A 13,638-nucleotide genomic window follows, 5' to 3' on the forward strand; every position below is an offset into this window, starting at 1 on the left:
CAGATTAGCGAAAACCAATTACTGTATGTAACAACAGTTGTTTAATTGAATGATAAATTTATGCTAGTTTCTATTGCCATTAAAAATTTTGCCATTGTTCGTCAACTCGAAGTCAATTGGCATCAAGCTATGACCACAATTACCGGTGAAACAGGTGCCGGTAAATCAATTGCTATTGACGCTTTAGCACAAGCGCTTGGTGAACGAAGTGATGCATCAATGGTACGAACTGGGGCTGATAAAGCTGAAGTAATTGCCAGTTTTGATGTAGAAAACCTACCGTTGGCAATAGAATGGTTAAAAGACCAAGACCTCTTAAGCGATAATGATTGCATACTTCGTAGAGTCATCTCTAAAGAGGGTCGTTCAAAAGCCTATATTAATGGTACTCCCGTACCAGCCTCTCAATTAAAATCTTTGGGTTCCCAGTTAGTAAGTATTCACGGTCAACATGCACATACTTTACTAACAAAACCTGACTTCCAGCGAAACCTACTTGATGAGTTTGGTGGTTCTACTAAGTTATCCCAACAAGTGTCTTACGCTTATAAACAGTGGCATGAAAAAAGCCGTCAGTTAGAAACGCTAAAACAACAACAAGAAGAATTCAGCGCTCAAAAGCAATTACTCCAATACCAAGTTGATGAACTTGTTGAAGCCAATTTGATTATTGACGAATATTCGGAAATAGAAAAAGAGCATCAACGTTTACACCATGGTCAGGAGTTACTTTCTAGTAGCCTTCAGGCGTTAGACCTTCTTTATGAAAATGAAGACGGTAATGCCTATTCAGTTTTGCAAAACGTAATGTCTACTCTAAACCGCTCAGCGGCGATTGATGAACAACTTTCGCAAACGGTTGAACTGCTAAATACAGCTTTGATACAACTAGAAGAAGGTGCGGGGGAACTAAGAAATTACTCAGATAACTTAGACATTAACCCTCAACGTTTAAGTGAAATAGAAATTCGTTTATCTACTTTAGTGGATCTAGCCCGAAAGCATCAAGTTGAACCAAACGACTTACCAGCTAAATTACAGTCTTTAACCGAAGAGTTAGAGAGTCTGTCTATAACGGATGAAAAACTAGATGCACTCGAAGTTGAGATTGACCAAGCGAAAGTACAATATTTTGAACTGGCTCTAAAATTAACTACAGTTCGAACAAAAAATGCCGCTAAACTTACCATTGAAATCACAAAGAGTATGCAAAGCCTAAATATGGCTGGCGCTCAATTTGAACTTGCAATAAAAAGTGATGAATCGTCATTCTCCAAGTTTGGTTTCGATTCAGTTGAGTTTTTAGTAAGCGCAAACCAAGGGCAAGCATTACAGCCACTAGCAAAAGTTGCATCCGGTGGTGAGCTAAGCCGTATTAGCCTAGCGATTCAAGTTATTATTGCTGAAAAGGTAACTACCCCGACGCTATTATTTGACGAAGTTGATGTTGGTGTATCTGGACCAACCGCTTCTGCTGTAGGGCGGTTAATGAAATCGTTGAGTAAAAACACACAAGTTATTTGTGTGACTCATTTACCCCAAGTAGCGAGTTTTGGGCAGCAGCAACAATTTGTAAACAAGTTTAATGTTAATAACGCCACGGAAACAAAAATGGCATTATTGACAGAAACAGAAAGAGTTGATGAGCTAGCAAGATTATTAGGTGGCGATATTATTTCTGATACAACAAGAGCGAATGCTAAAGAGCTCTTAGCTATTGCTCAAGCAGCATAGTTAGGTATCGAGCTAGGTTCGGAATTAAGCGCATAAAGCAGAGCTTACATGACAAAAGGTCAAAATTACTGATGACACAATTAGTGAGTATTAAATTCCCCCTTAAACTTTTGATCTCCATGTTAGTCATTAGCTCTTTTGGTCTATGTGCTAAACAGCTTAACTTTAATAAATATAACCAAGGCAATTCAATTGAGTTTAATTATGTTTGGCTTGATGAAAACGAAATGCAACAAACCTTTGCTTTCCAACTTACAAAAAAAGATCTGAGTAATGAGTATCGTCATTTTAAAGCGTTGCGCCCTTCTTTACTCAGAATGTTTTCTTTAAAGCAGCTTAAAATAGCGATTAGTGAGCTAGATCCCAGAGCTGGTAAAGTAAAAATCTTACCGTCTCAAACTAACATTGAATTTACATTGCAAAGCCAAGACCCTAAATGGCCTGCTAAAACAGAAGCAAAGTTAAACCAAGTTTATTTAGATTCCCTCAAAGAGTATTTAAGGCAAGAATACTATATTGAATTTAATGGCATCATCGGCTCTGAGCAAAGTAACACAATTCATTTTAAGCCTGATCACCAACGGTTTGTTAATGAAGGAACCGACGCCACCGCACCCATTATAAAAGCATTGAAAGAAAAAATGCCTAATGCAACTGCCCGCGTAATGGCTAAGTTTTTGTTGAGTTGGATACAAACAATCCCATATGATGAAATGGAAAGTAGAACCACTAGCAATGGTGCTGGTTACTTGCCTCCTATTCATGTTTTAAATCACAACAAAGGAGATTGTGATAGCAAAGCAACTCTTTTTGCTCATATTATGAAACAACTTTACCCGAAGTTGAGAATGGTGATGATCTTCCTTCCAGAGCATGCACTCCTAGGAATGAACGTGTCGGTATTGTCCGATGATAAATCAATAGAAGTTGATGGCTTAAACTTCGTCCTAACAGAACCAGTGGGGCCTGCTTTAATACCTTTTGCTGATGCCGCTGACAGCTCTTTACGCTACATCGATTCAGGTATTTATAATATTGAGAAACTTTATTGAGTCCTTATTGGATTTTTATTAAGAAACCTTTAGGTACTCATTGAGTAAACCATTAGGAACTTATTGGGAAACCAATGAACAAATTTCTTTCTCTAGTCTTTTTATTGCATTGTCCCAGTTAATCACAGACTGGCGAATCACCTGGCCTTCTTCCGCTTTAACTGCAGCACGCAATTGTTGAATAGCAATTACGCTTGCGCTTGCTCTAATATTGGCCAACATACCTTCAACGTTATGAAACTTAGAAAAGAGCACTACGCTTTCCATATCATTGACCTCTGTGCTTATACTTTTTAACTCTGCAAGTTTTGAGTCTTTAAACAAGGTAAGAAGCTTTAACATTAAGCCAAAGTTACCACCAACTTGTTTTAATAAGCTTTCCGTATCCAATACTTTTGCTGGCAAGCTAGCGTGCACTTCTTGTAACCCTTTAGCACCTTGGGTGGGCTCTTTATTATCGAATGTTACATAAGTCATCAGAGCATTCACCAATCGAGTTCTTTCAATAGGCTTATTGATATGAAGAGACATACCCGCCTCAATTGATCGCTTCTGATCTTCTGGTCTGGTATGTGCAGTCATCGCAATTAAAGGCAATGTTTCAAATCTGTTTTGCGCCCGAACCTTTTTAGCAAAGGTAAGGCCATCCATAACTGGCATTTGAATATCCACCAGCACAGCATCAAACTGATTTTTATTTACTTTCCTCAAACCTTCTAAACCATTGTCAGCAATATCATATGTTGCACCAAGTGAATCTAAGATTAGAGCAGTTACCTGCTGGTTAACTACGTTATCTTCTACGATTAATATATGCGCACCTTGGCAAAAGTTTTGGTGTTTTTCGTCGTTACTTAATTCGTGGAAGTTAGCGACAAGTGCACTTGTGCTAAATGGCATTGATAAAATAGGTCTATAAGGCAAATCACCAAGCATAGTTTTTGTAAAAGTAGACAAATTAAAAATTATCGGTTGATATTCAATTACACCGGACTTTATTGCCTCTTTCCAGTCACTAGGGAGCAGTTCAACAAGTGCTGGCTGACAGATTAAAACCGTATTTTCTTTAATTAACATCGAGGATGGTAGTTCTCTATTTAATACTTTTGCATCCTGATGAAATGTAATTAGCTTATTCAATAAAAACTGTTCAAGCATTGGATTAGTCGCAAATACAACCCAATGCTTTTCACTCGTATGGACTTTAGCTTGCTCTGCAATTTTTTGAAGCGGCAATACAACATGAAAGCTAGTACCACTGCCTTCCGTACTTTCAACCCTTATTTCACCATTCATAAGTTCAACTAACTGGAATACAATAGCTAAACCAAGACCAGTACCACCGTACTGCCTCGTAATAGACGTATCAGCTTGGGAAAAAGCATCAAATATAATACGCTGCCTGTCTTTTGGTATCCCAATCCCCGTATCCGTTACTGTAAACATAACCATTACGTCATCATTGTTTTCCGCGAGTACTTTAGCTTTGAATAGCACTTGGCCTTCTTTGGTGAACTTAACTGCGTTGTTAATTAAATTGGTAAATATTTGGCTCAGCCTAATCTTGTCGGTATTAAACAACTCAGGAAATTTTGGGGGTAGTTGGATATCTAAAATTAGATCTTTTTCCATTGCCGTAGCTAAGCTATTAGCAAAGGAAATGTCTAAAACATCATTCAAATTAACTTCTTCATAGGTAAGCTCCAACATCCCTGCATTCATTTTAGAGAAGTCTAAGATGTCGTTTATAACCTGTAAAAGATGACGAGATGAAGATTCGGCCACACCAAGGTAGGTTGATTGCAATGCAGTAGGCGCCGTATTATTCAGCAACTCCAGCATGCCAATGATTGCGTTCATTGGAGTTCGAATTTCATGGCTCATATTGGCAATAAATTCACTTTTAGCTAAGTTTGCCTGTTCAGCGTCATATCGAGCCTGCTCTATTTGTCGTAAGTTTGCATCCTGTTCCGTAATGTCCCTGCCTAAACCTACCGTACCTAACACCTCACCTTCGCTATTACTAATAGGGGCGACAAGCCAATTAATGAAAACATCTTCATCTCCTACTTTTTGCCACACCTTTGCCGAGAACAAACGTTTAGAACGTAAAGCCTGAAAATCAAAATTCGACAATTCTTGAGCTAACCGCTCTTCAAAGACATCTTCTACAGTTTCTCGTTACCAGTTGGTCTTCATTTATTCCACATAGAGACTCGAAGGACTTATTGCATCCCACAAAGCTACCATCTATGTTTTTGTAATAGATCATATCTGGAATAGAGTTGATGATGGCTCTGTTTAGAGCAAGGTTCCTATCTTTAGATATTGTTTGTAGTTGCAACTCATGGGTTCGTCGTCTAATTTTGTCGTCGAGTTGCTTATTTTTTGCTACTAGTGAGTTAAACAACTTACGATTGTCATCATAGGAAACCGCGATTTTCTCAAACCAAGGCTCCCAACCTTTTGGCTTTTGGGTTGAGTCACGTTCATACAGGCTATTTTGTTGTTCAACAAAATTAAGAAAGTTGGAAATAGGTTTCGCAAATAAGTAGTAAACCAATAGGTATAAAATTGCTAACCCCACAACACCTACTGCAATTATTTTAAACCCCTCTATCATCACGGTTTGCCACAAAGCGGCTTGCATGCTTTGAGTATTTTTATAGAAAAACGCTAAATAGTCGGAGTTATAAACGTGAGCGACTTTAATGACATATTCGTTTTTATCAATTGATGTGTAAATACTGTCTGTTGCTTCACCAGCAAACAATATATCGTGCCAAGGCTTGGGGATATATTTAGAAAGTAAAAAGCTTTGAACATTTGAAGTTGTTTCTGCGCCAATTTCGATATTTGAGCTCACCACTCTAGCGTTTTCTTTTTGCCATAACACGTATTTAGTCGAACCGCCCACCTCAAGAGACAACTCCGACAGATCTAATTCAATTATTAGATACACTGGTTTTTGGTTGGTAACTGGGAGTGATACAAGTATAAAGTTTTCTAACGTACTACGGTTGGCTAACGGAGGAGTAAGAACCATATTACTAATGCTTCCGTTTCCGCTAAACTTGCTTTTATTTAAACTAAGCCATTCTAGAAGTGAAATAGAAAATGTATCGTTTTGATTTTGTAGTACTTGGTAAGTGTACTCTCCCATATCAGCAACAATATACATTGCCTCTATGGAGTTGTTTTTGCTTAGCACATTGAATGTCGACAAAAATGAAGAAGACTGCGCTAATACGTAGTGCAAATCGTCTTTGGCAGGAATATTAGTTTGTTTATTGGTAGCGGAGGAAAGCAGTGAATAGCGTTTCAATTGAAACTCACCAAAATCGGTTTCGTTAAGCCCGGCGGTTGAAACGGTTAAATCTGCCAGTGATGAAAACTTTTTACTTTGCTTTTCCAACCCTTCAACGAGTGTTTCAGCGGTATCGTGCAACACTGTTTTTATTGATGATGTTCGAAGTTGAAGAAGCTCAAGGTTTAACTTCTCTTTCGCAAACGCTTGTTCACGATTGATTTCTCTTTCCTTTAAATAAAAGGGAGAAATAACAAGGCAAACAAATAGGATCACAAGAATAATCCCTGCGATCACTATTTTATCTACTTTGCCTTTTATAAAAGGATTCAAATTTATGCCTTATGAAAATCACTGCATGTGATTTAAAGACTAAAGGTTTTCCTCTGCAAACTGCGCTAAGCGGCTGCGCACTACCCCATTCAAATTAACAGTAGCACTACCTTCAAAGTCCTTAAACCTCTCAACGATATAGGTTAAACCAGAAGTGACCGCAGTTAAATAGTTACTATCAATTTGTGACAAATTTCCTGAACACACCAGTTTAGTGCCCTCTCCGCAACGAGTAATAATGGTTTTAAGCTGGGATGCAGTTAAATTTTGGCATTCGTCGAGTAATACAATGGCATTTTGAATACTTCGGCCACGCATAAAATTAACTGACTTAAACTGAATATTAGCCTTTTCCATGATGTAATTAAGACTGGAACTTGGGTTTTCATCTTGTTTATGAAGTACTTCAAGTGAGTCTGTAATCGCCGCTAACCAAGGCGCCATTTTTTCTTCTTCCGTGCCAGGTAAAAAGCCTATGGACTCTGCTATCTCAGGCGTATTTCTAGTGACCAATACTTTATCGTAAATACCTTGTTCTATTACCATTTCCAATGCAGACGCTAACGCTAACGCTAACAAAGTTTTACCGCAACCCGCTGGGCCAGTCAAAATAACGAGTTCAATATTTGGATCCAACAGTGCATTAAATGCCATTGCCTGATATATGTTTTTTGGTGATATTCCCCAAGCTTTTCGAGACATAAGTCTTGTACGGCTTAAATCCATTAATTCTGCTTTATCTGGTGAGATTGCTGACACACGGCCAGCAAAGTCAGTATCCGTATCTAAGACGTACTCATTTATAAATACATTTTCTAAAGCACTTCGGTCTACCGTATGTTTTGCATCACGGCCATCTTTCACCGTTTCTACATTTTTTACATTTGCCCAAAAGTCACCTTCAACTTGTTCAAAACCTTTTGTTAAAAACTCTATGTCATCTATGAGCTGATCTGTCGTGTAGTCTTCAACTCGCTTTAAACCTGCACCTTTGGCTTTTAACCGCATGTTTATGTCTTTAGTGACTAAAACAACGGTAACCTTTGGACGTTCTTTTTGAAGGTGCAAAGCCGCATTGATTATACGATTATCATTTTCGCCGCCAGGTAAACCCGAAATTTCACTAGTAATGTGATGGTCATTCATGATGATTAGATGGCCGGTAACGCTACTGTCCTTTAATTCACCACGATTTAAAGGAACGCCTTCTATCATTTCTTCTGGTTCAACATCATGCAGAGTCGTTTCTAAAGAGCGAATAGCAACGCGTGCATCTCGCGACACATCTTTGTGCCTGTCTTTAATATGGTCTAGCTCTTCAAGAACAGTCATGGGGATCACCACATCATGCTCTTGGAAGTTGAAATAAGCATGAGGGTCATGCAGTAATATATTGGTATCTAATACAAATAACTTAGCTTTATTATCTTTTTTATCGCTACTTATGTTGCTACTAACATTAACCATTCAGTGCACCTTTTAAATTATCGTCCCTACTTTAACTGTAGTTAATATTTCACATCATTGATGACAATTTGATGAAAATTATTTCATTAGAACAAACAACGCACTACTAAATGATTGAATAAAAATAAAACAGATCACTCAACAAATAATCAAAGGTGGCCTATGTTTAATACCGAATAAGGATTTTTTGAATTTAACAACGATTTTTGACGCAGAAGGGAGTAGACTACGCGCCTTTTTTTCGGCTTTTAACCATTGGAGATTATATGAGTTTTTCGATAGGCCAGCGTTGGGTTAGCCAAGCTGAGTTTGATTTAGGATTAGGTACCGTTATCAAGGTTGATAATAGATTTGTGCAGGTCCTATTTTCGGGTGCCGAAGAAACTCGTCAGTATGCCATAGATCAAGCGCCTTTAATGCGTGTTGAATACTCTGTTGGCGATACGATTACCAGTATGGAAGGTTTTGAGTTTAAGGTTTCGGACGTTGAAACCGTGGGTGAGACTTTGGTTTATCATGGCCAAAGAATTGATAATGAAGAAGTGGTTAGCGTTAAAGAAATAATGTTGGACCACCACGTTAAGTTAAACAACCCAGAATCACGTTTATATACTGGCGCATACGACCGAAAACACTGGTTTAGCTTGCGACTGGAAGCTCATCAGAAAAAAGCGGAATTAGAAACTTTCTCTTTACATGGTTTGTTAGGTGCTCGAGTAAGTCTTATTCCCCATCAGCTTTATATTGCAGATACCGTTGGTAAGCGTTTTGCACCAAGAGTTTTGTTATCCGATGAAGTTGGTTTAGGTAAAACGATAGAAGCGGGTCTTATAATCCACCAGCAGCTTATTTCAGGGCGCGCATCTCGTGTGTTAATTGTATTACCTGAAAGTCTTCAGCATCAGTGGCTTGTTGAAATGTTACGACGTTTTAATTTGAAGTTTGCCTTATTTGATGACCAACGCTGTGAAGCGGAAGCCGAATCAGATCCAACTAAAAACGTATTTGAAAATGAACAACTTGTTTTTGTTAGTCAAGAATGGTTATCTCGAAGTGGTAAATGGCAGTCAACACTAACAGGCACCAACTGGGACCTTGTTGTAGTTGATGAAGCACACCACATCTCTCCACCAGAAAACGACAACAATGATGACGCCGCTAATGCGTTATATGAGCATATTCAAGAAATTGGCCAGGCGACAAAAGGGCTAATTCTTCTAACCGCAACACCAGATCAACTAGGACATTATGGTCACTTTACTCGTCTGCAACTTTTAGACCCTAATCGATTTCATGATTACGCAACTTATCAAAAGAAGAACTTGAGTACAAAGCTGTTGCCGACATAGCGAATAAATTACTTGAGCAACAAGAGTTAACTAGCAAAGAAGTCGAATCGTTATCTGTATTACTTGATGACGAAAGTAGTTTAGCTTCTATTAGTCAATACCAATCAGAGCAAGACAAGGCTCAAATAGCCAGCCGTTTAATTACAGACTTACTAGATAGACACGGGACTGGGCGCATAATGTTCCGCAATAGCCGCCAAGGAATAAAGGGGTTCCCGGAACGTAAAGTGACATCATATCCGCTGCCTCGACCAGAATTGTTTGCTCCAGGAATTGAACTGCTTGGTATGCACCCTGAACTTCGCCATAAACCTAACTCTGAAAGTCTTTCTACTTGGTCACAGGTCGATCCGCGAGTGAAGTGGCTTTGTGAGTTTTTAATTGCTAACAAAGATGAAAAGGTATTGGTTATTTGTGCCCATGCCAACACGGCTATGCAATTAGATGATGCATTATTTGAGCAAGAAGGTTTACGTTCTACGGTTTTCCATGAAGGAATGACAATTGTAGAGCGAGATAAAGCCGCAGCCTATTTTGCTGATGAAGAAAAAAGTGCACAAGCACTAGTATGTTCAGAAATTGGTTCAGAAGGCCGAAACTTTCAATTTGCTCACCACTTAGTATTGTTTGACTTACCAGCCAACCCGGACTTGTTGGAACAAAGAATCGGTCGATTAGACCGTATAGGTCAAACTGAAACAGTGAAGATTCATGTGCCATACATTGAAGGCAGTGCAGCAGAGAACTTATTTAAGTTTTATCACAACGCGTTTAACGCTTTTGAGCAAACAAGTACCACTGCACGAGTTGTTTTTGAGCAAAACCTAAATGCTATTCAACAAACGGTTTTGAACTCTCAAGATGATGAAGTCTTACAGGACCTAATTAACCAATGCGAAGTAGCAAACCAAGCCCTTAAGTTAGAAGTGGAACAAGGCCGAGACCGTTTACTTGAAATTAACTCTAGCGGTGGAGAGCGAGCAACAGAAATTTGCGAAACCATTGATGAGATAGATGATAGTACCGAGCTCATGTCATTCATGACGCAGATTTGGGATCACTTTGGTGTTAACACTGAAGAGAAGTCTGCTTATAGCTTTATACTTAAACCTGGCGAACACATGATGACGGAGCATTTCCCTGCTCTTCAGAATGACGGAATGACAGTTTGTTTTGAGCGAGATACTGCACTTTCGCAAGAAGACCAGCACTTCTTAAGCTGGGAACATCCAATGACAACAGGCGTGCTTGATATGTTAACCAGCTCTGACTTGGGAAATACATCGGTATGTTTACTAAAGAATAAGAAGTTGCCAGCCGGTACATACTTCTTAGAGCTTAACTTTTTGATTACCACTAACGCACCTCGTAACTTGCAATTACACCGCTACTTACCGAATACACCGGTAAGAATGATGTTAGATAAAAATGGTAATGACTTAGCTCCTAAAGTAAAACAAGGCTCAATGGATGCAAGTTTAAAGAACGTTAAGAAAACCATGGCTACGCAGCTTATTGGCGCATTAAAGCCAGAAGTTATTAAGCTTTTGGAAATCGCGAATAGCAATGTTCAACCTCAAGTTGATAGCATTGTAAAAGCAGCAAAAGAAAAGCTAATTGCAGATCGTCAAAGTGAACTTGATCGTATGCGAGCGTTGCAGGCAATTAACCCTAGTATTCGAGACGAAGAAATTGAATTTTTAGAGTTGCAACTAGAGCACAGCGTTGCAGAAATTGACTCAGCACAGGTTCAATTAGACGCAATTAGACTATTGGTTGCAGACAACAGTTAATATTGAGTTGTATAAAACATAGCGGTATTTAGGATTTAATTTGTTAAGGCAATTATCCTAACCAATAAAATGGGGTAAACTTAGGTTTATCCCATTTTTTATATTGATTCCTTGTGGCCATATTACATTACCAACCTCCAACAACCCCATATTTAGACATTCTTTATCAAGATGAAGATATTGTTGTGCTTAATAAACCTAGTGGTTTGCTTAGTGTTCCAGGCCGTAAAAAAGATCACTTCGACTCTCTAATGAGCCGCGTTCAAGCCGTATGGCCATTGTCTTGCGTAGTTCATCGTTTAGACATGATGACCTCAGGTGTAATGGTAATGTCGATGCACATTGACGCGACGCGTCATTTAAATAGACAGTTTGCGGAGCGCACAACAGGAAAGTACTACATTGCGGTGGTTGACGGTCACTTAAAGGATGACAATGGGCATATAGATTTCCCACTAATTGTTGATTGGCCAAATCGTCCAAAACAAAAGGTGTGTTACGAAACCGGCAAAGCGAGTATGACGTATTATGAGGTACTTAACCGATACGACATTAATGGTCACCCCGTTACTCGTGTAAAATTAACGCCTATCACAGGCCGCAGTCATCAACTCCGTGTTCATATGCAGCAGTTAGGTCACCCAATCATTGGTGATAGACTCTACGCGCCAGATGATATTGTTGCTCTTGCCGACAGACTCAACTTGCATGCAGAGCAATTGCAGATACAGCACCCAAAAACAGAAGAATGGCTCACCTTTTACAAAAAATGTGACTTTTAGATAATTATTTCTAAGTTTTAAGCAAATGCGATTGATTCGCATTTGACTTTAGATTATAGTCCACTCAAATAATGATAACAATTCTCATTAACATTACGTGGGTGTTTAAATGTTTAAAAAGTCAATTCTTAGTCTTGTTGTAATTGCAGCAACTCAGTTAACGGCATGTTCATCTAGCGACAGCGATAAAATGAAGCGCCAACCAATATAACTATCTCTAGCAATAGCGTTATTGAAAACAGCCTAGGTGCTGAAGTTGGTACTCTATCCGCGACTGATGTAAACAACTCTGATACGTTTACATTCACCACATCAAGCCAATCGTTTGTAATTGATGGCAATACTCTATCGTTATCACCTGATTTCGCCGTTGATTTTGAGTTCGCGACTTCTATTGATGTTGAAGTTACCGTTACAGACTCTGGCAACTTATCTTTTACCAAAACACTAACTATTGATATTGAAGACGTGCTTGACGTATACGCATTTACAAACAAGTTAAGTAATGAAAATAGTGTTTCATATTCAGGCCAAGTAGCTCGTCACGTGTTAATCGCAGAACTGAATAACTATATTGATTCTGGCTTACAAAACGATATTGATAACTTAGATGTGACAACTAAAGCACAAGCAATGACTGCTTTAAACTCATATTACAAAACAACTGACGAAGAATATGCAGTTTACAGCGACAGAGCGCTCACATTAAGCATTTATGGCGAAGCTGAGCAGAAACTACTTTCTGATATATCTGGCAGTACAAAAGACTTATCAGGCAAAATTGCCGGTAACGATGCTACAGGTCAACATAAAGACTGGAGCACAGAGTTTTACGCATTTGGAGAAAAAGGCAGCCAAACTCCTGAAGAGCTTATTCAATTTTTCTTCGAAAAAGTCGCAGAGAATGCAGAAATCGCAGCCTCTGGTGCAACCCGTGAAGACATTAATGGCGACGTTATTACTAAAGTTTACCTTAGTGAAAACGGACTAGACTACAAACAGTTAATACAAAAACGCTATTAGGAGCGGTTGCATATTCGCAAGGTACAGATGACTATCTTGATGCAAATGTTGAGAACAAAGGCCTAAACACTAGTAACGAAATGTTAGTTGACGGTAAAAGTTATACAAACTTAGAACATCAATATGATGAAGGTTTTGGTTACTTTGGTGCAGCTCGCGATTACCTTAGCTATACGGATGAAGAAATCGCAAGCAAAGGTGGGCGTGACAATTACCAAGGCATGTACGATACAGATACAAGCGGTATGATTGATTTAAATTCAGAATATAATTTTGGTCATTCACAAAACGCAGCAAAACGTGATCTTGGCACCGCTTCAAACTCAATGCCGACCGACTTTACTGAAGCCGCAATGCAAGCCTTTTTACAAGGCCGCGCATTAATTAATGAAAATGTTGGTGCTGAGTTAACTGATGCTCAAATGGCTTCACTTTTAGAGTTCCGTGACGAGGCCGTTGCTAATTGGGAATATGCTATTGCAGCAACCGTTGTGCACTATGTAAATGACGTTCTAGCTGATTATGCTGACTTAGGCACAGAAGACTTTAACTATGCAGATTTAGCCAAGCACTGGTCTGAACTAAAAGGCTTTGCTATTAGCCTTCAGTTTAACCCGCATAAAAAGTTAACTGATGCCCAATACACTAAAATTAATGAACTTTTACAAGACGCTCCCGTACTATCAGGTGACGGCGTTGTTCAATATTTATTAGATTTAGCTGAAGTTAGGCTTGTACTTCAACAAGCTTATGAATTTAATGCAGAAAATACTACAAGTTGGTAACAACTGACATTAA

General features: G+C 38.8%; 8 protein-coding genes and 2 pseudogenes. 6 read left to right on the forward strand and 4 right to left on the reverse strand.

Annotation, left to right across the window (positions count from 1 at the left end; all coding sequences use genetic code 11):
- The first annotated feature begins 60 nt into the window (after window positions 1-60).
- Window positions 61-1,734, forward strand: a complete 1,674-nt coding sequence (gene recN, locus GNP35_RS10690) for a DNA repair protein RecN (RefSeq protein ID WP_155696115.1) — start codon at window positions 61-63, stop codon at window positions 1,732-1,734.
- Between the two features lie 71 nt (window positions 1,735-1,805).
- A complete protein-coding gene (locus GNP35_RS10695; protein WP_155696116.1) occupies window positions 1,806-2,786 on the forward strand; it encodes a hypothetical protein in 981 nt (326 codons plus the stop codon).
- A gap of 60 nt (window positions 2,787-2,846) precedes the next feature.
- On the opposite strand, the gene GNP35_RS10700 is transcribed toward GNP35_RS10695, so the two are convergent.
- The 3 genes from GNP35_RS10700 to GNP35_RS10710 are packed head-to-tail and all read right to left on the reverse strand — an operon-like array spanning window position 2,847 to window position 7,893.
- Window positions 2,847-4,922 carry an ATP-binding protein gene (locus GNP35_RS10700; protein WP_155696117.1) on the reverse strand — a complete coding sequence of 692 codons (2,076 nt, stop codon included), beginning with the start codon at window positions 4,920-4,922 and terminating at the stop codon, window positions 2,847-2,849.
- A 19-nt stretch (window positions 4,923-4,941) separates the two neighbouring features.
- Window positions 4,942-6,426 (reverse strand): PAS domain-containing protein, encoded by a 1,485-nt coding sequence (locus GNP35_RS10705; RefSeq protein WP_155696118.1) that lies wholly within the window; start codon window positions 6,424-6,426, stop codon window positions 4,942-4,944.
- A 39-nt stretch (window positions 6,427-6,465) separates the two neighbouring features.
- On the reverse strand, window positions 6,466-7,893 hold the full coding sequence (locus tag GNP35_RS10710) for a PhoH family protein (RefSeq protein ID WP_155696119.1): 1,428 nt from the start codon (window positions 7,891-7,893) through the stop codon (window positions 6,466-6,468).
- 266 nt (window positions 7,894-8,159) lie between these two features.
- On the opposite strand from GNP35_RS10710, the pseudogene rapA reads away from it, so the two are divergent.
- Together rapA and rluA are read left to right on the forward strand one after the other, a co-directional pair.
- Window positions 8,160-11,035: pseudogene (gene rapA / locus GNP35_RS10715) on the forward strand (RNA polymerase-associated protein RapA).
- A 113-nt stretch (window positions 11,036-11,148) separates the two neighbouring features.
- On the forward strand, window positions 11,149-11,817 hold the full coding sequence (rluA, locus tag GNP35_RS10720) for a bifunctional tRNA pseudouridine(32) synthase/23S rRNA pseudouridine(746) synthase RluA (RefSeq protein ID WP_330997790.1): 669 nt from the start codon (window positions 11,149-11,151) through the stop codon (window positions 11,815-11,817).
- 173 nt (window positions 11,818-11,990) lie between these two features.
- On the opposite strand, the gene GNP35_RS15760 is transcribed toward rluA, so the two are convergent.
- Window positions 11,991-12,260, reverse strand: coding sequence for a hypothetical protein (locus tag GNP35_RS15760; protein WP_230961417.1), 270 nt, complete (start codon window positions 12,258-12,260; stop codon window positions 11,991-11,993).
- A 25-nt stretch (window positions 12,261-12,285) separates the two neighbouring features.
- Between GNP35_RS15760 and GNP35_RS15765 the strand changes: the two genes are divergently transcribed.
- Both GNP35_RS15765 and GNP35_RS15770 read left to right on the forward strand, forming a co-directional pair.
- The gene (locus GNP35_RS15765) at window positions 12,286-12,840 is read left to right on the forward strand and encodes a hypothetical protein (protein ID WP_230961418.1); all 555 of its coding nucleotides are present in this window, start codon (window positions 12,286-12,288) and stop codon (window positions 12,838-12,840) included.
- Between the two features lie 38 nt (window positions 12,841-12,878).
- Window positions 12,879-13,625, forward strand: a pseudogene (locus tag GNP35_RS15770) (DUF4856 domain-containing protein); the annotation flags it as partial.
- Window positions 13,626-13,638: the final 13 nt, after the last annotated feature.

It is taken from the genome of Psychrosphaera haliotis, assembly GCF_009728465.1.
GTDB lineage: Bacteria > Pseudomonadota > Gammaproteobacteria > Enterobacterales > Alteromonadaceae > Psychrosphaera > Psychrosphaera haliotis.

Excerpts from the sequence above, each read along its gene's own strand:
- recN (WP_155696115.1), top strand. The coding sequence starts at position 61 with ATGCTAGTTTCTATTGCCATTAAAAATTTTGCCATTGTTCGTCAACTC.
- GNP35_RS10695 (WP_155696116.1), top strand. The coding sequence starts at position 1,806 with ATGACACAATTAGTGAGTATTAAATTCCCCCTTAAACTTTTGATCTCC.
- GNP35_RS10710 (WP_155696119.1), bottom strand. The coding sequence starts at position 7,893 with ATGGTTAATGTTAGTAGCAACATAAGTAGCGATAAAAAAGATAATAAA.